We start from the raw sequence: 21,425 nt of genomic DNA on the forward strand, positions 1-21,425 counted from the left end.
GCATGGTTACTCTGTGTATCACGCACTGTGACGGCTAGCAACGACGGTGGCCATGGTTCCGGATGCGGTCGATGCGTTCACGGGACGGTGGTTATTCGTACGCGCTGTTCGAGAGCCGTGTACGCGCCGGTGGCTTCCGGCCGACGCATCATCAGAACCTGTACGGGGAAGGGCTCGCGGCGTCGCATTTCAGAGCACTGTGCGTGGGGGCGCCGGGCCGCGGGGCGGTCTGGTCCAGTGCGACGGTGGCTTGAAGTCGCACCAGGAGCCGTCGAAGGGAAACGACCCCGAATCGGCGAGGCGGGCCATGCGTTCCCCCTCGGCGCGGATCGCGGTCGCCTCCCGCGCGGACCAGTAGGCCGGGTGACCGGTCTTTTCGGCGAACGACCGCTCGTCCTTCCATCGCCAGCTGCGGTCCGCCGCGACGGTGAGGTCGAGCTCGTGGTCGGAGACGTCGATGTGCTCGCGGTGGTGGGTCCGGTGCTCCAGGTTCACGTACCAGCCCCTGAATCTCTGCCTCCGCCCGAAGAGCCAGAAGACCGCGTGCCGGGCCCCGGCCGGCTGGTGGATGAGCGCGCTGCCCAGGGGCCACCGGCCGGCCTTCATCGGGTACCCGTCGGCCGGCCGGTGCTCGGGCGGGATGTCCCGGAGGTGGGCCCTGCGGGGGAGGTCCGTACGCCACATCGGGGTGCCTGCCTCCAGCCACAGCACCTGGTGCTCGTCCGTGCGTTCGACCAGGCGTACGGGTACGGACGAGCTCAGGTGGCCGCCGATGAAGAGGTTCCACCGCAGGATCCGCCCGGTCATGACGCGAGGAGGGCCAGGTCCTCGTCGCTGAGCCGCAGGGTGCCGGCGGCCACGTTCTCGGCGAGGTGGTCCGGGTTGCCGGTGCCGGGGATGGCCAGGACGTGCGGTCCCTGGTGGAGTGTCCAGGCCAGTCGTACCTGGGCGGGGGTCGCCCCGTGGTGGTGCGCGACGGTGAGCACCGCCTTGTCCTGGACGCCGCTCGCGCCGGACTCGCGACCCTCGCCGGCGATGGCGTAGAAGGGGACGAAGGCGATGCCCTGTTCGCCGCAGAAGCGCACGAAGGCATCGTCCTCCGCGGGGGAGCCGAGGCCGTACGCGTTCTGTACGCAGACGACGGGGGCGATGGCCCGGGCCTCGGCGAGCTGCTCCGGTGACACGTTGGAGATGCCCAGGTGGCGGATGAGGCCGGCTTCGCGGAGTTCGGCCAGGGCGCCGAAGTGCTCGGCCACCGGCTTGCTTCCGTGGCTCCTCGCGATGCGCAGGTTCACCACGTCCATGTGGTCACGGCCGAGCTGGCGCAGGTTCTCCTCGACCTGCCCGCGCAGTTGCTCCGGTCTGGCCCATATCCATGAACCGGAAGGGTCCCGGCCCGGGCCGACCTTCGTGGTGATGACCAGATCGTCGGCGTAGGGGGCCAGTGCGCTGTTGATGAGCTCGTTGGCCGAGCGCAGCGGCGAGAAGTAGAAGGCGGCCGTGTCGATGTGGTTCACGCCGAGTTCGAGGGCGCGGCGCAGGACGGCCAGGGCGCGGTCGCGGTCGCCGGAGTCGCTGCGTCCGAACGCCGCGCCGTCCTGCGTCAGGCGCATCGAGCCGAAGCCGATCCGGTTGACTGTCAGGTCGCCGAGCGTCCAGACGCCCGCGGCCGATGCGTTGATCGTTTCCGGTGATGAGGTCATTGCCGGATTGTTCCATCGGCGGCGGTCCCGGGCCTGTGTTCCTGGGTACTCGACGATGTCCCCACTGACGGTCCGGCTACTTGATCAGAGCGTCCGCGGCAACGATGACCAGGCCGATGAGCATGTCCATGCCCCCCGCTCGGCACGAGGACGGCCAGCCGTGTCCGGCGGTGCGGGCGGCCCAGGTGCCGCAGCCGAACAGGGCGACGGTGTTGAACAGGAGCGCTGTGTCCACAGCCGTGGCTTCTGCCCACCACCCGGCTGCCGCGGCGAGCAGCATCCCCACGGTGGGCAGCACGGCGGCCAGCAGGGGCCACTCGGCCAGCACCAGCCGCAGCCTGCTCGGGGTGGCAGCCCCGTCGGCGGACGCACGCCGGGCGATGACGTGTGCGTACCCGTGGGCGGCGCCCGCTGCCAGCGCGGTGAGCACCACCCACAGTGCGTCCGGACCGGGGTCGGCCTCCTCGCCCGCCGGGTCCAGCGCGGCCACCAGGGCGCTGGCCAGCACCAGGCCGTAGACGACGCTGAACAGCGGCTGTTCCGGCAGTCGGTACCGCGGCGCCGGCCGCGGCGCTGCGTCCTTCCGGTGGACATGGTCGGCGCGGTCGGACATCGCATCGCCTCGGTGCGGGAAGAGGGCTGGGTCCGCACATACTCACCCGCGTGACGTCAGGACACGCGACGCGACGCGCTGAGGGTGTCAGGGTGCCGGTGTCCCGAGGGTCGAGTTCCTCAGCTCGCCGGAAGGCCGGGCTGCCGGCGCGGGATGTCCGTTCCTGCGGAGGGCTCCGGCGGCGACGCTGCCGGCAGGCCGGTCGGCGGCGGGTGCGGGGCCCGGAAGGTGAAGGCCTCGGGTCCTTCGCCCTTGGCGCGGATCAGCGCGATGCGGTCCATCGCCTCGGCCACGCCGGGGCGGTGTCCTGCGGGGACCCACCACATGGCGTGGTGGAACTCGGCGAGACGTTCGAACCATTCCCGGCGGCGCGTCAGCACCTTGAGGTGTGCGCTGCGGTACGTGTAGTCCTGCAGCGCCTCGACCGACTCCCATACCGAGCAGTTGATCAGCAGCATGTCGTCGTCGTCCTCGGGGCGGAGGCTCGTGGAGTCGGCGCCGCCGTCGTCGACCATGCGCCAGACGAAGCCGGGGGCTCGGTCGGCCGCGGCGTTGATATCCGGGAGCTGCGCGACGAAATCGGACAGTTGAGGAGTGTCGAGCGGGGCGAGAATGCGCCCGACGTTGACCTGGGCGAGGTGGAAGTCGTTCACGGGGGCAAGCATGCGCGCGCCAACTCTCTAAAGTCAACGATTTTTATTTTTACAAAGCCTCCGGCGTCTCCAGTGCGACGCAGCACCCGTGGGGAAGCGGATCCATCGCCGCGCTCCATCCCTGGGCATCCGGCAGGCCGGCGAGCAGGCCCTGGATCCTGGCCAGGTTCATCCCGCAGATCAGGGCGGGGAACTGATCGGCCAGCGCATGGAACGGGCAGTTGTTCAGGCGCAGTTTCCCGTCGTCCGGGAACGGCTCGTAGCCGCATGCCCGCAGGGCTTCGACGGGATCGGTCCCGCCGTCCGAGGCGTCGCCCTCGGACTCTCCGGCCGTGCGTGCCGCTGCCTGCAGGGCCTCGTCGAGCCCGGCCTGCTCGACCACCTCGGCGAGGAGCCGGCTCGCCGCGTCGTAGGAGCGGGGCGGCACGGAGACCGTGTGCTCTCCCTCGGCCCGCCGGTACAGCTTCGAGGGCCGTCCCGCCCCCGGGCCGGTGCGCCCCGAGAGCCGCCGGAACGACACCTCCAGCAACCCGGCGTCGACCAGCTTGTCCAGGTGGAACGCGGCCAGTGAGCGGGAGATCCCGGCCGCCTCGGCCGCCGCGTCCCGTCCCACCTCGCCCGGTGTCCCGGTGACGTGTCGGTACAGTCCGCGCCGCACCGGATCGCCCAGCACGCCCAGCGCGTCGAGGGCGGAATCCTCACTGCTGTTCATGGGGGCGATTCTATGACCAGCGACGATTGGTGATTCTGGCGACGGCGTTCGTCCGGGACCCGTGCGGCCCCGTCAGGACCCCTCGGCAAGGGTCGCCGTGAAGCTACGGCCGTAGGCCTGGTGGGTGGTGACGTCGACGCGGGTGCCGCCGGGGACGGGGTGGACGCGGACCCCGGCGTCGGCCGCCACGGGTCGCAGGGGCCTGCCGTGGAGCGTGACCGAGACGGTGCGCCGTGCCGTCGTGGGGTCGGACACCGCGACGGTGTACGTGCCGCTCGCGCTCCGGCGCAGCAGGACGGAGGCCGGACCGTCGATCGAGAGCCTGCCCGCCCGGTGGGTCCCCGGGGTGAAGGCGTTCGCGGCGGTGATGCCGAGGTGCGTGTGTGCCGCGGCGTGGAGGCGGACCGTGTGGGACAGGACGGAGAGCGGGCCGTGGGCGTAGGAGGCCAGCTGCCGTGCGGAGGCGTTCGGGACGAGGGCGTACGCCATGGAGGCGGGCCGTTCACGGGCGGACTGCTCGTAGGACAGTGTGAAGACCTGCTTGGTCACCGCTGTGTCCGCGTTGGCGAGACGGACGAGGCGCCGGCTCCGGGTGACCGTGTCGAGGGTGACGACCGGCGGTGGGCCGGACAGGAAGACGTACCCGACCGCGGTGCGGTTGCTGTCGTCGGCGTACCGCAGCCAGGCCGGAGGGGCGGACCCGGTCCTCCGCCAGGGCGACCCGTCGCGGAGGCCGCCCGTGAGGGTGACGGGGGCGGAGGGGCCCGCGATGCGGCTGTCGACCGTCGTGGTCACCGCGCGGCCGGCCAGGCCGGTCACACCCGACGCGAGGACGAGGATCTCGTCGTCGAACATGAACCACGACTTGGTGGCCGCCGCAGCGGCGTAGGCGACGAAGTCGTCGGGCAGCGCGCCGGCCTGCTGGGCTGCGTACGCGGCGTCGTCGGACTGGACGAGACCGGCGGCCCCGTAGGCGCCGAGGCGGACGCCGCCGGAGAACGGGTGGGTGGCGCGGGGGAAGTAGACGTAGGTGTTCTGCGACTCGGAGGACGAGGTGAAGCCGCGTTCGGGGTTGTCGTACCAGAGGGTGCCGTAGAGCTCGGGGACGGTGCGGCGCGTCTCCACGGGAGCGGTGACTCCTGCGAGGCGGTGGGGCGGGACGGCGGTGAAGTAGTCGATGCCGAACGCCTCCCGCTGGTCCGCGCCGGAGAGGTAGAGGTAGTGGGCGCCGGTGCCCTGGAACCACGGCATCAGGTTTTCGCCACTCATGTACTCGTACATGCTGACGCGCGTGGAGCTGCGGGCGAGCGCGAAGGAGTAGCCGGGCCTGCGGTGGACGGTCCGGTCCATGGCGTTGAACGCGGCGTGGGAGGAGGCGGCGGCGAGGTCCCTGGCGGGCCCGGGGGTGTTCACGATGTCGGCGTAGCGGGCGATGCTCACGGGGGAGACGAAGGACGTCGGGTCGACGCCCGCCTTCGACGTCTGCCGGACGTGTCTGACGTAGCTCTCCAGGGCTTCGGCGTCGCTGCCGGACGTGTGCGAGGAGAGGTCGACGACGGCCTCCACGACGGCGGTCACGTCCGCGTAGCCGGTGCCCGGGCGGGAGACGGCGCGGCCCTTGACGGCCTCCATCATCCAGCCCTCGTGGATCAGCGGGGCGAAGCCGTCGGCGACCCAGCCCTGTACGACGCCGGTGAGGGTGGAGTCGGGCACGTAGCCGGTGCCGTCGAGGATCTTGACGGTCTGGACGATCCGGGTGAGAAGCCCCTTGCCGTAGGACCCGGTGTACGCGACGGAGGCGTGCTGGACGAAGGACCCGTCGGCGTAGAAGCCGTCGGTGACGCCGTGCTGCGGCCGGTAGGGGTCGACCGTCGCGAAGACGGTCAGCTGGTCGGCCAGGGCCTTCGTGATGCGCGTGTCGTCGCCGAGCAGGGCGCCCTGGAGGATTCGGTTCGTCGTGATGTCGGCGAGATTGGCGCCCGTGTGGAAGCGCGAGTCGAGATCGACGTCGCCGTCCTTGCCGTTGCGGAGGTACGCGTCCATGGAGGCGATGTAGGCCGCTGTGAGGTCCGGCCGGTACGCCTCGACCTCGTCCCTGAGGAGGACCAGGGTCTTGGTCACGTAGGACGGGATCCCGATCTCCCAGTGGAACCAGTTGCCGTAGTAGCCCTTCGACTGGTCGCCGAACCAGCCGTCGTGGAGGCGGGCCAGGCCGTCGACGACCCGGCGCCGGACCGCTGTGGTGTCGCGCGGGGCGGAGGCGTCCTCGGTGCCGGGGAGGCAGGTGGCGAGGGCCGTCTCGTAGAGGTACTGGTACGACGTGCTCAGGTTGGGGTCGCTCGTGCCGAGGGGGACGCCCGCGAAGAGCTCGTCCGTCCCCGCGCCGTCCATCGCGGCGAGCCGGGCGTCCGCCGTCGCCCGCAGCGAGGCGAGCTTCGGGGCCACCTCGGGGCGGGTGTTGGATCCGGCGGTGCCGGCGAATATCGCGACCGTGTTGCGGAGCAGGATCGCCGCGGCCTCGTCCGGGGACGCCGGGGCACCCGGGGCGGCGGACTGACCCTGCCGGGACGACGCCTCGGCGCGCAGCCCCTGGGACATCGCCCAGAGCGCGGCTGCGGGGATCACGGACAGTGCGGAACGACGCGAGAGATCCACCAGCACGCTCCAAAGCCCGTAGGGTAAGCGCTTGTTGCCCTCGGTCCAGCCAAGCAACGGGGCGGCGCCGGTGTCAACGGCCGGGGGCGTTGTCAGTGGCCTCGATTACGGTCGACGCATGACGACTCCTGCGACGCCTCCCGCCGACGGCCACCATGTCATCCAGGTCCGGGGCGCGCGCGAGAACAACCTCACCGATGTCTCGCTGGACATCCCGAAGCGCCGGCTGACGGTGTTCACCGGGGTGTCCGGGTCCGGTAAGTCCTCGCTCGTCTTCGGCACCATCGCGGCCGAGTCGCAGCGTCTGATCAACGAGACGTACACCGCCTTCGTCCAGTCGTTCATGCCGAGCCTGGGCCGCCCCGACGTGGACGCGCTGCACAATCTGAGTGCCGCGATCGTGGTCGACCAGGAGCGGATGGGGGCCAACTCCCGGTCCACCGTCGGCACCGCCACCGACGCCTACACGATGCTCCGGATCGTGTTCTCACGGCTCGGGACCCCGCACATCGGGACATCGGGCGCCTTCAGCTTCAACCTGCCGGAGGGCATGTGCCCGCGGTGCGAGGGCGTCGGCCAGATCTCCGACATCAACATCGACCAGTTGGTCGACCGGGAGAAGTCGATGACGGAGGGCGCCATCACCGTGCCCAACTTCGCGGTGGACTCCTGGTACTGGCAGGTCATGGCGAAGTCCGGTCTCTACGACCCGGACAAGAAGCTCAAGGACTTCACGGAGCAGGAGTGGTCCGACTTCCTCCACAAGCCGCAGACCAAGGTGAAGGTCGACAGCAACACCCTCACGTACGAGGGCCTGGTGCAGAAGGTCCAGCGGACGATCCTCAGCAAGGACCGCGACGCCATGCAGCCCCACATCCGCGCCTTCGTGGACCGGGCCGTGGTCTTCCGCGAATGTCCCGACTGCGGGGGGACCCGGCTGACGGCGGCCGCGCTCTCCTCGACGATCGACGGGGTGAACATCGCGGAGTGCTCCGCCATGCAGATCAGCGACCTCGCCGCGTTCGTCCGGAGGATCGACGACCCGGGTGTGGCGCCGCTGCTGGCCGGCCTGAGGGACCTGCTCGACTCCCTCGTCGAGATCGGCCTCGGCTACCTCAGCCTGGACCGGCCCGCGGGCACGCTCTCGGGTGGTGAGGCGCAGCGGGTGAAGATGGTGCGGCACCTCGGATCCAGCCTGACGGACGTCACGTACGTCTTCGACGAGCCGACCATCGGGCTCCACCCGCACGACATCCGGCGGATGAACGACCTGCTGCTGCGCCTGCGCGACAAGGGGAACACCGTGCTCGTCGTCGAGCACAAACCCGAGGTGATCGCCATAGCCGACCATGTCGTCGACCTCGGGCCGGGCGCGGGGACGGACGGGGGGCGCATCTGCTTCAGCGGGGACGTCGCCGGGCTGCGCGCCTCCGGGACGCTCACCGGGCGCCACCTCGAACACCGCACACGGCTGCGGGACGAGGTGCGCAAGCCCTCCGGACAGTTGTCCATCGAGGGCGCCGACCTGCACAACCTCCAGGACGTGAGCGTCGACATCCCGCTCGGTGTCCTCACCGTCGTCACCGGTGTCGCGGGTTCGGGCAAGAGCTCACTGATCCACGGCAGCCTGCCGGCGGGGCAGGGGGTCGTGGTCGCCGACCAGACGCCGATCCGTGGTTCGCGCCGCTCGAACCCGGCGACGTACACGGGTCTGCTCAACCCGATCCGCACGGCCTTCGCCAAGGCCAACGGCGTCAAGGCGGCCCTGTTCAGCGCCAATTCGGAGGGTGCCTGCCCCAAGTGCAACGGCCTCGGGCTCGTCTACACCGATCTCGCCATGATGGCCGGCGTCGCTTCGGTGTGCGAGGAGTGCCGGGGGAAGCGGTTCACCCCCGAGGTGCTCACCTACACCCTGCACGGCAGGAACATCAGCGAGGTCCTGGGGATGTCGGTGGCGGAGGCCCACGACTTCTTCACCTCCGGGCAGGCACGCGCCATTCTCGGTCGGCTCCGCGATGTCGGGCTCGGCTACCTCCGGCTCGGCCAGCCGCTGAACACCCTGTCCGGCGGTGAGCGCCAGCGCCTCAAGCTCGCCATCCACATGGCGGAGAAGGCCGCGACCTACGTCCTCGACGAGCCGACGACCGGACTGCACATGGCCGACGTGGACCAGCTGCTCGCGCTGCTCGACCGGCTGGTGGACGCGGGCAACACCGTGATCGTCATCGAGCACCACCAGGCGGTGATGGCCCACGCGGACTGGATCGTCGACCTTGGCCCCGGAGCCGGGCACGACGGTGGCCGCGTGGTCTTCGAGGGGACACCGGCGGAGCTCATAGCCGACGGGAGCACCCTCACCGCGCGCCATCTGCGGGAGTACGTCGGGGGCTGACGGCGGCGGGTCCGGGCCTGGGAGCCGTGGAGGGGTGACCTCCGTCAGCGCGCGGCGAGCCGGTCCATCAGGGCGGCGCTGCGTGCCAGCACCTCACGCTCCTCGCCGGTGAGCTCGAGCTCGATGGCCTGGGCGAGCCACCCCGCCCTGCGCCCGCGCTCCGCCTCCAGCGCGGTCCGTCCCGCGGGCGAGAGCTCCACGAGGGACTTACGGCCGTCCGTGGGGTGCGCCCGGCGGACGACGAGCCCTTGATCCATGAGCAGCCCGACCGCGCGGGCCATGGACTGGGGCCGCACGCGCTGGTCCGCCGCCAGGTCGCTGGTGGTCATGGCCCCGTCGCGATCGAGGGTGCCGAGCACGGAGACCTGGCCGAGCGGGATCCGGTCCTCGTGCTTCACGCGCCGCGTGAGCTTGCCCATCGCGGTACGCAGTTCGGTGGCGACGGCGGCGGGATCCGGGGAGGGCATAGGCAACTTTAACCGGTGGTCCCCAGCGAAGCTGCGCACCTCATCTGCACAGCCAAGCTGAACAGCTCAACTGAACAGCCGAACTGAACAGCGCAACTGAACAGCATTGCTGTAGAGTCGCCGTTGTCGCGGCACGCGCCAGCGTTGTCGCAGCAGGGCCGCGGCGTGCGTCAACGCGAAGGACCTCCCATGGCTTCCACGTCGGTCGAGTCCACCGTCATCCAGTCCGTCACGGCCCGCAGGGTTCTCGACAGCCGGGGCAACCCCACCGTCGAGGCCGATGTCCTCCTCGCCGACGGATCCCTCGGCCGTGCCGCCGTCCCCTCCGGTGCCTCCACCGGAGCGCGGGAGGCCGTGGAGCTGCGGGACGGGGACGCGGGGCGCTGGCACGGCAAGGGCGTCGACCGGGCCGTCGCCCACGTCAACGGCGAGATCGCCTCCGTGGTGGTCGGGCGTGATGCCGACGATCAGGCGGGACTCGATGCCGCGCTCGTCGCGCTCGACGGCACGACCGACAAGTCCCGGCTCGGCGCCAACGCCCTCCTCGGCGTCTCCCTCGCTGCCGCGAAGGCCGCTGCGGCGGCCCACCGCCAGCCGCTCTACCGCTACCTCGGCGGCGCCGACGCGCGCCTTCTTCCGCTGCCGATGATGAACATCGTCAACGGCGGCGCCCACGCCGACAACCCGCTGGACTTCCAGGAGTTCATGATCGCTCCGATCGGTGCGGAGACCTTCGTGGAAGCCGTCCGTATGGGCTCCGAGATCTTCCACACGCTCCGCCGCGACCTGCTGTCCGCCGGGCACTCGACGGGCGTCGGCGACGAGGGTGGCTTCGCCCCGGCGCTCCGCACCGCCGAGGAGGCGCTCGACTTCGTCATGAAGGCCGTCGAGCGCACCGGTTACCGGCCCGGCACGGACATAGGCCTGGTCATGGACCCCGCCTCGTCGGAGTTCTTCCACGACGGTGCGTACGTGTACGCCGGGGAGGGCGTGCGCCGTACGCCTACCGAGCAGGCCGACTACCTGGCCGAGCTGATCGACGCGTACCCGATCGTCTCCATCGAGGACCCGATGGCGGAGGACGACCTGGACGGCTGGCGGGAGCTGACCGCCCGTGTCGGCGACCGCTGCCAGCTCACCGGCGACGACGTGTTCTGCACCGACGAGAAGCTGCTGCGCGAGGGCATCCGCACCGGTGTCGGCAACTCGGTCCTGGTCAAGGTCAACCAGATCGGCACCCTGACCGAAGCCCTCGCCACGGTCGCCACCGCGCACCGCGCGGGCTGGACCGTCGTCATGTCGCACCGCTCCGGCGAGACCGAGGACACCACCATCGCCGACCTTGCGGTGGCGACGGGCTGCGGTCAGATCAAGACCGGCTCGCTGTCCCGGTCCGACCGCACCGCGAAGTACAACCAGCTCATCAGGATCGAGGAGGAGCTGGGCGCGTCCGCGCGGTACGCGGGCGGAGCGGTGCTCGCCCGCGCCTGACCGCTGCGGCGGTCGCTCCACCGGGGACACCTGTCCTGGCGCGCCGGGACGGGTGTTCCCCGTCCCGTCGGTTCTAGGGGCATCGGCCCCCGCCTGACGGTTGACGGCCGCACGCCTGGGATTCTGTCGGGATGGATTCATTCACGGCCCGGCTGGACGGCGCCTGGGAGTGGTGGTCGGCCGCCGTCGACGAGGCGCAGGAGGGGAGCTGGGTTCGTGATCCCGTGGAGCGGCAGGGGTGGCGGACATCATGGCCGCGACCAACGCCCTGAACGACGGCCGGCCGGCGCCCTTCACCGAGGACTCGTGGCACGTACGGATCGGGCGGATCGCCAACTGGGCCGGGGTGCTCCGGCTTGCCGCGCGAGCAGGCGGGTGGGAACTCCAGCCTGTCGTCGGGCGCCGTCCTTCTACACCTGCGGGTATGGCCGAGCTGCTCTCCGGCATCTATGCGATCGGCGAGCAGGGCGAGACGTGGATGAAGGAGCTCCTTCGGGAGAGCCGGGTGCCGTCGGAGAGCGAGATCGGCCAGGCCGAGGGGTTCCTGACAGGGCCCGGGTCCATGGAGGATCTTGAGCTGTTCTTCTACGACAGCTGACAGCCGTCTCCGTGCGGTCGGCATCGCGCCCGTCCGAGCGCGTGGTCCTCGGACCGACCGGCGCCGGTCCAAGAGGCACGCTTCGGGTCAGGAGTGCCCGTATCTCCGCATCCCCGATGCGGTCACCGGGCGATCTCCCAGATGTGGCCGCCGGGGTCGCGGAAACTGGCCGTGCGGATGCCCCACGGCCGGTCCATCGGGCCGTTCAGCAGCGTCACGCCCCGGGCGGCCAACTCCTCGCACATGGCGTCCACGTCGTCCACCGGCAGGGTGAACTGCATGCGGGACCCGACGTCGGGGCCGGCGACGCGTGCGGGTGCGATGAGGCCGGGGGCCTCGGTGACCCTCAGCAGATTGATGACGGTGTCGCCGAAGCCGAACACCGCAGAGTTGCTGTCCTCGAAAACCACGGGCAGTCCGAAGACCTCACCGTAGAAAGCCTTGGTGGCGTCCAGGTCCTCGACGAACAGGGTGATGGCGCTGATGCCCGGAGGCCATGAGGACGCGTTCGCTTCGTCGGTCACAGCTCCAGATGATCTCGCCCAGGGGTCGTGCTGGGAACAGTCAGGTGGACCGGATTTCGGTGAAGTGGTCGAACTCGCCGGCCGCGACTCCCCTGGCGAACGCCTCCCACTTCTCTGCGGTCGTGGTCACCACCGTGGTGGGGTCGCCGGTCTCACGCAGATGCACGAGCTCCCCGGGTCCGAACGCGATCTCGATCCAGGGCCCGGGGCCCTCCGCGTCCTCGGGAGCGGCCCGGGTCCAGACGAGGTCGGCGGGGAGGTCAGCCACGGGCCTGGGTCTCCTTGACGGTGCGGATGAGGGCGGCCAGGGCGGTCGGGCTGGTCCGGAGTATCGCGCCGCCGGGGTCGCCGCTCTCCGTGAGGACGATCGCCCCCCGGTCGGCGGCGACATGTATGCAGGCTTCACCTTGAGCGCAGTGCGAGGACTTCTGCCAAGCGGGTGCGGACATCATGGATCCCTCACAGACTCCGGGCGATGGTGTGTATGAACTCGCGCGACTGCTCCGGAGCGAGGGCGATGACCTCGATCCGGCTCAGTAGCACGCGGTACTTCTGAAGTTGCTCTTCCGCGTCCAGGGAGCCCGGTCCGTGAGACTGGCCCAGGTTGACGCTGTCGAGTTGGGGACAGGCCCGTGGATGTAGTCGGCGGGGAGGTCAGCCACGGGCCTGGGTCTCCTTGACGGTGCGGATGAGGGCGGCCAGGGCGGTCGGGCTGGTCCGGAGTATCGCGCCGCCGGGGTCGCCGCTCTCCGTGAGGACGATCGAGCCCTGGTCGGCGGCGACGTGCACGCACGAGTTCCCCTGAGCGCAGTAGGACGACTTCTGCCAAGCGGGAGCGGACATCATGGATCCCTCACAGACTGCGGGCGATGGTGTGTATGAACTCGCGCGACGGCTCCGGAGCGAGGGCGATGGCCTCGATCCGGCTCAGGAGCACGCGGTACTTCTGGAGTTGCTCTTCCGCGTCCAGGAAGACCGGTCCGTGCGACTGGTCCAGGTTGACGCTGTCGAGTTGGGGGACAGCCCCGTGGACGTAGTAGATCGACTGTCCCGACCCGGCAAAGGCTCCGGCCGCGAACGGGATGACCTGGAGTAGGACATGTGAGTGCTCGCTCATCTCCGCGAGGTGTTCCAGCTGCCGACGGGCTACCCGCGCCCCGCCGAACTGCATGCGCAGCGCGGCCTCGTGGATGACGACCTGCTGAGTGGTCGGAGGATCACGGAAGAGCACCGTCTGCCGTTTGACGCGGAACGAGACGCGGTGTTCGATCTCGGGCGGCGACAGCTCCGGCACGTCCTGGCGGAAGATCTCGCGGGCGTGTTCTGGGGTCTGGAGGATTCCGGGCACATGGACGGTGACTGCGGTGCGCAGCCGCTCCGCGTGGTGCTCGGTCTCGGCGAGATCCAGAAGGGGCGCGGGCAGGATCTCCCGGTACTCCTCCCACCAGCCGCGTGTGCGGTCGGCGGTCATGCCGCAGAGCGCCTCGACGACCTCGTGGTTCCCACAGGCGTAGTGGTCGGCCAGGGTGCGGACCCTCTCGGCGCTCACGCCTACGCGACCGGCTTCCATGTTGCTGATCTGGTTCTGCTTCACGCCCAGGAGCTGGCCGGCTTGTGTCGCGGTGAGCCCGGCGTGTTCCCGGAGCTTGCGCAGTTCACTGCCGAGGCGCAGTTGGCGACCTGTGGGGCTGGTTCTCACCGGCCGGTTCGCCTCCTTGACCGCCTTGTCACCCACATGGGTGGTAGTTCACTCATTACCCAGCTTTCGGTTAATACATTAGCCACTGGTGGCTACCTTGGGTCCAGGCCACCCGCCCGGAAGTACCCCGCTCGACGGAGCGGCCTCGTCACCGGGCCGTGCGACACGCACATCCCCAACGCTCCTCCGTGAACGGAGACTTCCATGGCTCTGGCCACCGTAACGCCGCCCTGGGCGTACACCCTCCAACTTCCGCAGGATCCCCGTGGTCCCGGGATCGCCCGGTCGACTCTGCGGACCGTGCTGCGGGTGCACGGGATGCGGGATCTCATCGACACCGCCGAGTTGCTGGCCAGTGAACTGGTCACCAACGCCTACCGGCACTCATCGGGCCCGTACTCCCTGCGGCTGCGCGGGGCCGGGCGTAACCGGGTGCGGGTCGGGGTGTGGGACAGCAATCCGGAGATCCCGGATCCGTTCGCCGGCGGGACCGTGGACGCACCGTGCGTGCTGTCGGAGCGGGGGCGCGGGCTGCAGCTCGTACGGGAGTGTGCGGAGAGCTGGGGTGCGTACCCGATCAGGGGTGGGCTGCCGGGCCAGGGCGGCAAGGTGCTCTGGGTGGAGTGCACCGTGCCGCCCCTGATCAGGTAGGGCCGTGTCAGCCGGTGGCGTCCGGGTCTCGAAGCTGCAGACGGACTGCTCCCGTCGCCACTCCGGCCGGGCCCGCGGGCTTCACCAGGGGCCCGTAAACCATCCGCACGAGGCATAACCGTCCGCCTCGGCCGGCCTCTTTTAGACGCGGAGCTCCTGAGGGAAGCCGGTCCACTGGAGATCCGCCGGAAGGTGGCCCATGTCGTTGACCATGGCCAGTGCGGCGGGCCTTCCCGGCGTGTAACGGATCACCGTCAGCGCCGCGTTGGAGTGGTTGAGGCCCAACCAGCGCCAGGCGGGAGCGTCGAGGGCGTCCCGTACCAGCCAGGCGGCCAGGAACGCATGGGTGACGACCAGCTCGTGGCGTGGCTCGGCACCCTCCACCGGCCCGGTGAACCGCGCCAGCGCGGCTTCGGCCAGTTCGGGGCCCTGGCTGCGTTCGGCCTCCGGGAACTGCTCCACGAATCCGAGGAGCCGGTCGGCCGCATCCTTCGGGAGCTCTTCCTGCCGCGGGACGTACGGGACGTAGTCACCGGCAGGCTCCGAGACATGGAGGGGGACGTCCTGCCGGAGCTGCTCGTGGACCAGCCGGGCGGTCTCCGCCGCCCGAGGGAGCGGGCCGTGATGGACGGCGGAGAGGGGCACGTCCCGTAGCCGCTCGCCGAGCAGGGCTGCCTGCCTCCTGCCCCGCTCCGTCAGCTCGGTCTCGTCCGGGCTCGCCTCGCCGTGCCGGGCTACGTAGAGGAAGCGGGTGCTGGCCACGGTCATGGGTGGTCGTCTCCTGCGCGTGGGTGGGGCTGCCCGGTCGGGCCTCCTGCGGGTGTCCTGGTGCCCTGGTGGACGGTGCATCGCGCGCGGGTGGTTCCGGGCTGTCAGTCGACGCGGGGCACGAAGCCGTCGGGCCCAGGCCCTGAGGCCGGTCGTGCCTGGGCGAGGCTGTGGAGGAGGGCCGCGCTGTCGGGGTCGGCCGGGTAGTAGGACTCGATCGAGACCTCGTCGAGCGTGATGTCCTCGGGGGTTCCGAACGTCGTGATGGTCGAGAAGAGCCTCAGCTCGCCCTCCGGAAGGCGGAAGATCATCGGAACCGCCACCTCCGACGCCGGTCGGGGCACCGGACCGTCGCGCTCCTGATCCGCGAAGAACTCGTCGTACAGCACCCCGACCACCGGATCGCCGGTCCTGGCGACCTGGCGCGCCAGCCGGGCGCGGAGGAACGCACGTACGTCGTCCAGGTTGACGATGAGGGAGGCGAGCCCGCGCGGATCGAGCCCGAGCCGCACCATGTTGACCGGCGGGGCGAGCAGAGCGGGATCGACGTGCGTGAGGAGGTGCCCGGCCGGGGCGTTGGTCATCACGATGTTCCAGCGCCGGTCCACGACCAGTGCCGGGTAGGGCTCATGGGCACCCAGGACCCGCGCCACGGCGTCGCGGACGGCCGACATGTCCGGCCCGTCCAGTGGACGCTCGCGGTAACGCGGCGCGAACCCTGCCGAGACCAGCAGGCGGTTGCGGTGTCGCAGCGGCACGTCCAGCTCTGCCGCGAGCCGCAGCACCATGGCGGCGCTCGGCCGGGAGCGGCCCGTCTCGACGAGGCTGACGTATCGCGGGGAGATGCCCGCCGCCAGCGCGAGATCGAGCTGACTCAGCCGCCTGCTGTGCCGCCACTCACGCAAAAGGCCGCCCACGGTCTCCACACGGCCGACCCTAGCCGTGGCATCCGGAAGGGGGCCATGAACTCCGACTTCATCGACATGTCCGGCCCATGCGGCCACGCTTCCGGGCATGAGCACTGACTGCAAGGACCTGGTTCTGACCTGCCTGGAGCTGTACGGCAAGGGCGACCTCGATGCCGTCTTCCCACTGCTGTGCGACGACTACGTGGACCACGGGCTGCCGTTCCGGACCACGACGAAGGCGGACTGGATCGTGGCGGCGCGACAGCTGCCCCTGTCCGCATTGCGAATCGACATCCGTCGTCTCGTGGCGGAAGGCGACTACGTGACGATGTTCTCCCGGCGGTGGCTGCCCGGAGGCGCACTCGACATCGCGGTGGCCGACGTCTTCCGTCTCCGGGACGGCCTGATCGCCGAGCGGTGGGAGATTGTCGAACCGATCCCGGCGGAGTCCCCGAACCCGGTGGCGACGTTGTGACGCGTGGCGCCGCTCGGAGCGTGCGGTCCGGGCGTCGCGCGTTCGGGTGATGTCGGCACCGGCCCTTCCGTGCGGTGGCCGGGGTCCGACTCATCTGGACGGTTCCGTCCGGCGTGTCGGCTGTGCCGCCTTTGACACAGTGCCGCTCCGTGATCAAGGAACGGGGTGAGCGGTGTGGCCGTGGTGGGCGTCGCGGATGATCCGGCGGGACCGCCGAGCGCGGGTGGCCGGGGGCCGAGGCTGAAACACAGCGACGGGCCGTGGCTGCGGGCCGCCGGGGGCGCGGAGGAGCTGGTGGCCCATCTGGGTCCGGTCAGGGGCGAGTTGGCTCTGGCTCATGCAGGGCTGATGGCCGGGGCGGGCCGACTGACCGCCTTGGCCGAGCTCGCAGCCGTACGGGAGTCCTGGGAACGCCGGATCCAGGCCGCGCAGGGCGAGTGCGGCAGCCTGGCGGCCAAGCTGCGGGACGTCGCGCGGACTCAGGGCGCCACGAACGAGGCCGTCAGGTCGTCCTTCGCCGCGGTGGCCGTCCCGCGGGCGGGTGACGAGCGATGAGTTCGGCGCTGACCTGGGCGCAGTTGCGGGATCTGAAGTGCGGCGAGCTGGAAGGCGCGGCCGACGGGTGGGGCAGGTCGAGCAACCGTGCCGACGCGGCGCGGGACCGCATCGAACAGCAGCTCCTCACCGGCCTCCGCGACACGCAGGAGGGCGAGGCGGCGCAGGCGGCGGTGGGGCGGCTGCGGCAGCTGGGACGCAACTTCCAGTACGTGTACACCGAGTGCGGGCTCCTCCGTACGACGCTGAACTCCCTGGCCCACGAGATGAGGACCCAGCAGCGGGCCCTGCGCGAGGCGCTCGACGACGCGGCGGCGCTGAAGTTCACGGTGCACGCGGACGGGTCGGTGACCTACCCGGCAGGGGGCGAGGGCCTGGTCGACGGCGCCCCGCTGCGGGGTGGCACAGCGGCGTCGAGCGGCTCAGCGGGGCTGACGGCGCCCTCCGGCCTGGTCGCACCGAACCCCCACGCGGGCAGGGCACAGGACATCGCGGACCGGGTGACGGGAGCAGTGCGGGCAGCGGCCGAGATCGACTGGCGGTACGCGGGGATCCTGCGCCGGCTGAAGGCGGAGGACGGCCTGAAGGTCCCGGCCTCCACGTGGAAGGACGCGGCGGGTGACGCGGCGGAGGTCCGCGACGCGGCGGGGGCCTACCTCAAGGACGCCATCCCGCGCGACGCGTCGCCGGTGGAGCGGCGCGACTGGTGGGCGGGGCTGACCCAGGAACAGCGCGAGGAGTACCTCGCGGTCTACCCGGACCAGATCGGGAACCTGGACGGCATCCCGGCGCTGGTCCGCGACGCGGCCAACAGGGACAACCTGTCGCTGCTCATCGGCAAGCTGGAGGGGCGGGACGACGACAAGTCGGTCACGCAGCTGGCGGGTTTGCGGGAGATCGAGCGGCAGTTGGGGGCTGGGAAGCAGCCCCCCATGTTTCTGCTCGGCATTGGGGACGAAGGGAACGGCCGGGCGATCGTCTCCTTCGGTAACCCGGATACCTCAAGGAACGTGGCCGCTTATGTCCCAGGGCTGAACACGTCATTGGACAAGGGGTTCGCGGAGGCGGACATCAAAAGGGCCTGGGATACGGCTAAGGGTGCACAAAAATATGATCACTCCAGTGCTGCAATGGTATGGCTCGGCTACGATGCGCCACAATTCCCTGATGGATTTGACAGTGCTGATGTTATGGGTGATGAACGGGCCGAAGTTGGAGGGAAGGCATTCGGTTCTTTCGTGGGTGGCCTAGTGGCTACAAATGCGAATGAGGACCCTCATGTGACAGCCATTGGGCACTCGTACGGGTCGCGTACGGTCGGTGCCGCAACCCAACAGGATGGTGGAATCGCAGGTGTTGACGACATCGTCCTGGTTGGTAGTCCCGGAGTGGGGGTGGATCGCGCTGAGGATTTGGGTGTGAGTAAGGATAACGTGTTTGTTGGCGCAGCTGAAAATGACTTGGTAACTAAGGCGCCTTCTAGGTTGCAGGGAAGTATGACCGCTGCCGCGGGCCCGGTCGGTTTCGTGGCCGGGCATCTCTTGGATCGCGGTGACGATGATCTCTGGTTTGGAAAGGATCCAGCCAGTGAAGCCTTTGGGGCTCGACGCTTTCGTACGGATCAAGGTCCTTCACTCGTTACCGGCGGCTTTGATGCGCACTCGCAATACTTCGATGTAGGGCCAGAAAGAGATAGTGCGTCTGCCGACAATATTGCGATGGTTGTCGCGGGGCAGGGCGGCAGAGTGAAAACTGAGGAGCAGCGTTGAGTTTCAGGCTTTGGCGGAATGTGCTCTTCCTGTTGGTCTGCTGGCCAGTGATCGGGTGCTCTGTGACGGAAAATGCGGCGAACGGCGGGGAGCGTGACGACATGAACATGCAAGCGGCAGCAGATCGCGCGGATAGCATTCTCGATGCCGTCTTGGGGGAGATTAGGCCGTCCGTGCAGTGGGCGCATGGCCCTTCTGGGGAAGGTGCCTGCGATGTGTCCCGAATGCGTGCGGTCATGACTGTTGTTTCTGCTGACAGGAGGGGGAATTTCCTTGGAGTTGTTGAACGTTTTTGGCGTGATAGTGACTACCGGATCAAAGCGGTCAACAAGGACTTGGTTTTTCCGGCGATCTATGCCCAGACCAAGGATGGGTTTGGTGTCAGCTTGAGCTTTGGTGGCGAAGGGCAGGCCTTTTTCGAAGTTGATAGCCCCTGCGTAGACAAGTCCGAGGTGGCCTCGCCCACTACTCCGCCAAACGGTTCCTCCTACGAGGGGGTGTACCCCCTCCCCCGCCCCAACATCCGCTCGCCCTTCTGGTCGGCCGGCGCCCCCTGACCCCCCGTGGCCGCCCCTGACGCCCCCTCATGCCCCCATCCACCCGTACACACCAGCGAATCGCGTCGTGAACCGCGCCCGAATGGGGGATGGTTGGGGGGTGCGGAAATACTGGGTGTTCGTCGGCGGTGGGATCGGGCTGGGCCTGTGCTTCATCGCCCTGCTCGTCGTCGGTACGTACTCCGCCGCCGCCGGGATCTCCGGGGCGAGCGGGGCGGTCGGGCTGGCCAAGGGGGCGGTGCCGGCGCGGTACCAGCCGCTCGTGGAGAAGTGGGGCAACCTCTGTCCCGCCATCAACCCCGCGCTCCTGGCCGCGCAGTTGTACCAGGAGAGCGGCTGGAACCCCAGCGCTCAGAGCCACGCCGCCGCGCAGGGCATCGCACAGTTCATCCCTGGGACCTGGGCCTCTCACGGCATCGACGGCGACAACGACGGCGACCGGGACGTGTGGGACCCGGCGGACGCGATTCCGTCCGCCGCGTCCTACGACTGCGAGCTCGCCGGGTACGTCAAGAAGGTGCCGGGCGACCCGACCGACAACATGCTCGCCGCCTACAACGCGGGCGCCTACCGGGTGATCCAGTCGGGCGGGGTGCCCGCGATCAGTGAGACCCAGAACTACGTCAAGATCATCCGTTCCCTGGAGAAGAGCTTCGCCAAGCCGGTCGGCCGGGTGCAGCCCTCGCAGCAGGCGGCCGGGGCGATCTACTTCGCGCAGAAGAAGCTCGGCACCCCGTATCTCTGGGGTGGCAACGGGACGGCCGACCAGGGGGGCCGGTTCGACTGTTCCGGGCTGACGCAGGCGGCGTACCGGACCGTCGACATCGAGCTGCCGCGTGTGGCCAACGACCAGTACAACGCCGGGCCGCACCCCTCCCGGGAAGAGCTCCTCCCGGGCGACCTGGTGTTCTTCTCGGACGACCTGAACAACTCGCGGGCCATCCACCACGTGGGGCTCTACGTCGGCGGGGGGTACATGATCAACGCTCCGTACACCGGTGCCGTGATCCGGTTCGACAAGATCGACACCCCCGACTACTTCGGTGCGACAAGGGTCACGAAGGACGGGGCCGCGGCGCTCCCCACCGCGCTTCCGGAGAGCTGACGCACAGTCGGCGGTGGCCGGAACTCTCCGTGAAGCCTGGGCCCTGAGCTGCGACGATGAGTCACTCTTCGATAACGTCATGGTGATCATTCGGTGGAGAGCGGAACGTACGCACCCGGCAGGCCGTTCCCTGGACTGGGACAGCATGCGCACATGACCATGCGTGACTGCCCGGAGCAGTCGGGCGTGACGGCATCATGGCGTGACGCGGCACTGAATCCGCACCGACCACGGGGGTCAGACCAAGGCGACGCACGCCGTTGTGCGTCGCGGCAGCAGACAAGGCAAGGGGCCGCGGCAGATGGCTGGACTCGCACTCGATGGGTCGAACCCCGATGTCAGCCTGCTCTACGACATCAATGGGCTGGCGAAGGCCGCTCCGACCTGGTTCGACCGGGTCATGGAGTTCGTCGGTGAATTCGGGATCATGTTCGCCATGGTCCTGGCGGTCCTGTGGTGCTGGTGGAGCGTGCGCCGACGCGGGACGACCGAGGACTCGGTGACGGCGGTCGCCGGGCTCGTGTGGGCGCCGCTCGCCGCCGGCATCGCCCTGCTCATCAACATCCCGATCCGGGGCTTCGTGGAGAGGCCGCGTCCGTTCTTCGACCACAAGGGGCTCGAGGTCCTGGTGGAGGGCAAGACGGACTTCTCCTTCGTGAGCGACCACGCGACGATGGCGATGGCCATCGCGGTGGGCCTCTTCGTGGCCAACCGGAAGTTCGGCCTGGTGGCCATCGCGCTGGCGCTCCTCGAGGGCTTCTGCCGCGTCTACATGGGCGTGCACTACCCGACCGACGTGATCGGCGGCTTCGCCCTCGGCACCGCCGTCGCCCTGCTGCTCGCCCCGCTCGCGATGATGATGCTGACGCCTCTGGTGGGGGCCGTGGCCCGCGCCGGGGTGGTCGGCAGGCTCGTCCGCTCGGGCGGTGCGGTGGCCGCCGACGGACGGGGCACCTCGCGTGGGATCCCTGAGCCGAGCCGCGGTTCCGGCGCGCCCGAAGAGAAGGACCTCGCCGCCTGAGACACAGCGGTCGTACGACGTGAGGGGAGCCCCGGCGGGGCTCCCCTCACGCATGTTTCGAGGATTGGCTGGTTTCGATCGTTCCGTCGTCGGCTCTCCGGTGACGGGG

At 69.7% G+C, this 21,425-nt stretch carries 24 protein-coding genes; 10 read left to right on the plus strand and 14 right to left on the minus strand.

Annotated features, from left to right (window positions below):
* Positions 1 to 189 precede the first annotated feature (189 nt).
* From OG488_RS20175 to OG488_RS20200, 6 genes are all read right to left on the minus strand, one after another.
* Positions 190 to 807 carry a DUF402 domain-containing protein gene (locus OG488_RS20175; protein ID WP_329231122.1) on the minus strand — a complete coding sequence of 206 codons (618 nt, stop codon included), beginning with the start codon at positions 805 to 807 and terminating at the stop codon, positions 190 to 192.
* Complete coding sequence (locus OG488_RS20180) at positions 804 to 1,703, minus strand: oxidoreductase (RefSeq protein WP_329231124.1); 900 nt, start codon at positions 1,701 to 1,703, stop codon at positions 804 to 806. The genes OG488_RS20175 and OG488_RS20180 overlap by 4 nt, the downstream gene beginning before the upstream one ends.
* 76 nt (positions 1,704 to 1,779) lie before the next feature.
* On the minus strand, positions 1,780 to 2,316 hold the full coding sequence (locus tag OG488_RS20185) for a hypothetical protein (protein WP_329231126.1): 537 nt from the start codon (positions 2,314 to 2,316) through the stop codon (positions 1,780 to 1,782).
* Between the two features lie 119 nt (positions 2,317 to 2,435).
* Positions 2,436 to 2,969 (minus strand): DUF3291 domain-containing protein, encoded by a 534-nt coding sequence (locus OG488_RS20190; protein WP_329231128.1) that lies wholly within the window; start codon positions 2,967 to 2,969, stop codon positions 2,436 to 2,438.
* A gap of 49 nt (positions 2,970 to 3,018) precedes the next feature.
* The gene (locus OG488_RS20195; RefSeq protein WP_329231130.1) at positions 3,019 to 3,681 is read right to left on the minus strand and encodes a helix-turn-helix transcriptional regulator; all 663 of its coding nucleotides are present in this window, start codon (positions 3,679 to 3,681) and stop codon (positions 3,019 to 3,021) included.
* Between the two features lie 72 nt (positions 3,682 to 3,753).
* Complete coding sequence (locus OG488_RS20200) at positions 3,754 to 6,336, minus strand: polysaccharide lyase family 8 super-sandwich domain-containing protein (RefSeq protein WP_329231131.1); 2,583 nt, start codon at positions 6,334 to 6,336, stop codon at positions 3,754 to 3,756.
* A 118-nt stretch (positions 6,337 to 6,454) separates the two neighbouring features.
* Here OG488_RS20200 and OG488_RS20205 point away from each other — a divergent pair, with 118 nt between their 5' ends.
* A complete protein-coding gene (locus tag OG488_RS20205; protein WP_329231133.1) occupies positions 6,455 to 8,728 on the plus strand; it encodes an excinuclease ABC subunit UvrA in 2,274 nt (757 codons plus the stop codon).
* Between the two features lie 44 nt (positions 8,729 to 8,772).
* Here OG488_RS20205 and OG488_RS20210 read toward each other — a convergent pair whose 3' ends face one another.
* Positions 8,773 to 9,195, minus strand: coding sequence for a MarR family winged helix-turn-helix transcriptional regulator (locus tag OG488_RS20210; protein WP_329231135.1), 423 nt, complete (start codon positions 9,193 to 9,195; stop codon positions 8,773 to 8,775).
* 189 nt (positions 9,196 to 9,384) lie between these two features.
* Between OG488_RS20210 and eno the strand changes: the two genes are divergently transcribed.
* A complete protein-coding gene (eno, locus tag OG488_RS20215; protein ID WP_329231137.1) occupies positions 9,385 to 10,686 on the plus strand; it encodes a phosphopyruvate hydratase in 1,302 nt (433 codons plus the stop codon).
* Positions 10,687 to 10,924: 238 nt separating this feature from the next.
* Entirely contained in the window at positions 10,925 to 11,284 is a 360-nt protein-coding gene (locus OG488_RS20220; protein ID WP_329231139.1) for a hypothetical protein, read from the plus strand.
* A gap of 122 nt (positions 11,285 to 11,406) precedes the next feature.
* Here the strand turns inward: OG488_RS20220 and OG488_RS20225 are convergent, their stop codons facing one another.
* The 5 genes from OG488_RS20225 to OG488_RS20245 all read right to left on the minus strand — a co-directional run bounded on the left by OG488_RS20225 (position 11,407) and on the right by OG488_RS20245 (position 13,507).
* Entirely contained in the window at positions 11,407 to 11,808 is a 402-nt protein-coding gene (locus OG488_RS20225) for a VOC family protein (RefSeq protein ID WP_329231141.1), read from the minus strand.
* A 40-nt stretch (positions 11,809 to 11,848) separates the two neighbouring features.
* A complete protein-coding gene (locus OG488_RS20230) occupies positions 11,849 to 12,076 on the minus strand; it encodes a DUF397 domain-containing protein (protein ID WP_329231143.1) in 228 nt (75 codons plus the stop codon).
* Positions 12,069 to 12,257, minus strand: coding sequence for a DUF397 domain-containing protein (locus OG488_RS20235; RefSeq protein WP_329231145.1), 189 nt, complete (start codon positions 12,255 to 12,257; stop codon positions 12,069 to 12,071). Before OG488_RS20235 ends, OG488_RS20230 begins: the two co-directional genes overlap by 8 nt.
* Positions 12,258 to 12,462: 205 nt before the next feature.
* The gene (locus tag OG488_RS20240) at positions 12,463 to 12,651 is read right to left on the minus strand and encodes a DUF397 domain-containing protein (protein ID WP_329231146.1); all 189 of its coding nucleotides are present in this window, start codon (positions 12,649 to 12,651) and stop codon (positions 12,463 to 12,465) included.
* A 10-nt stretch (positions 12,652 to 12,661) separates the two neighbouring features.
* On the minus strand, positions 12,662 to 13,507 hold the full coding sequence (locus tag OG488_RS20245) for a helix-turn-helix domain-containing protein (protein ID WP_329231148.1): 846 nt from the start codon (positions 13,505 to 13,507) through the stop codon (positions 12,662 to 12,664).
* A gap of 204 nt (positions 13,508 to 13,711) precedes the next feature.
* On the opposite strand from OG488_RS20245, the gene OG488_RS20250 reads away from it, so the two are divergent.
* Complete coding sequence (locus OG488_RS20250; RefSeq protein WP_329231149.1) at positions 13,712 to 14,158, plus strand: ATP-binding protein; 447 nt, start codon at positions 13,712 to 13,714, stop codon at positions 14,156 to 14,158.
* A 141-nt stretch (positions 14,159 to 14,299) separates the two neighbouring features.
* On the opposite strand, the gene OG488_RS20255 is transcribed toward OG488_RS20250, so the two are convergent.
* Positions 14,300 to 14,926 carry a histidine phosphatase family protein gene (locus OG488_RS20255; protein ID WP_329231151.1) on the minus strand — a complete coding sequence of 209 codons (627 nt, stop codon included), beginning with the start codon at positions 14,924 to 14,926 and terminating at the stop codon, positions 14,300 to 14,302.
* 104 nt (positions 14,927 to 15,030) lie between these two features.
* Positions 15,031 to 15,852 (minus strand): helix-turn-helix domain-containing protein, encoded by an 822-nt coding sequence (locus tag OG488_RS20260; RefSeq protein ID WP_329231153.1) that lies wholly within the window; start codon positions 15,850 to 15,852, stop codon positions 15,031 to 15,033.
* Between the two features lie 88 nt (positions 15,853 to 15,940).
* On the opposite strand from OG488_RS20260, the gene OG488_RS20265 reads away from it, so the two are divergent.
* From OG488_RS20265 to OG488_RS20290, 6 genes are all read left to right on the plus strand, one after another.
* Entirely contained in the window at positions 15,941 to 16,309 is a 369-nt protein-coding gene (locus OG488_RS20265; RefSeq protein ID WP_329231154.1) for a nuclear transport factor 2 family protein, read from the plus strand.
* Positions 16,310 to 16,474: 165 nt separating this feature from the next.
* On the plus strand, positions 16,475 to 16,864 hold the full coding sequence (locus OG488_RS20270; RefSeq protein ID WP_329231155.1) for a hypothetical protein: 390 nt from the start codon (positions 16,475 to 16,477) through the stop codon (positions 16,862 to 16,864).
* The gene (locus tag OG488_RS20275) at positions 16,861 to 18,633 is read left to right on the plus strand and encodes an alpha/beta hydrolase (RefSeq protein WP_329231157.1); all 1,773 of its coding nucleotides are present in this window, start codon (positions 16,861 to 16,863) and stop codon (positions 18,631 to 18,633) included. The genes OG488_RS20270 and OG488_RS20275 overlap by 4 nt, the downstream gene beginning before the upstream one ends.
* A 101-nt stretch (positions 18,634 to 18,734) precedes the next feature.
* Positions 18,735 to 19,190: a hypothetical protein gene (locus OG488_RS20280; RefSeq protein ID WP_329238837.1), complete on the plus strand. Its 456-nt coding sequence runs from the start codon at positions 18,735 to 18,737 to the stop codon at positions 19,188 to 19,190.
* A gap of 115 nt (positions 19,191 to 19,305) precedes the next feature.
* Positions 19,306 to 20,295, plus strand: coding sequence for a bifunctional lytic transglycosylase/C40 family peptidase (locus OG488_RS20285; protein ID WP_329238840.1), 990 nt, complete (start codon positions 19,306 to 19,308; stop codon positions 20,293 to 20,295).
* A 301-nt stretch (positions 20,296 to 20,596) separates the two neighbouring features.
* Entirely contained in the window at positions 20,597 to 21,316 is a 720-nt protein-coding gene (locus OG488_RS20290) for a phosphatase PAP2 family protein (protein ID WP_329231158.1), read from the plus strand.
* Positions 21,317 to 21,425 lie beyond the last annotated feature (109 nt).

It is taken from the genome of Streptomyces sp. NBC_01460 (assembly GCF_036227405.1).
Classification (GTDB): domain Bacteria; phylum Actinomycetota; class Actinomycetes; order Streptomycetales; family Streptomycetaceae; genus Streptomyces.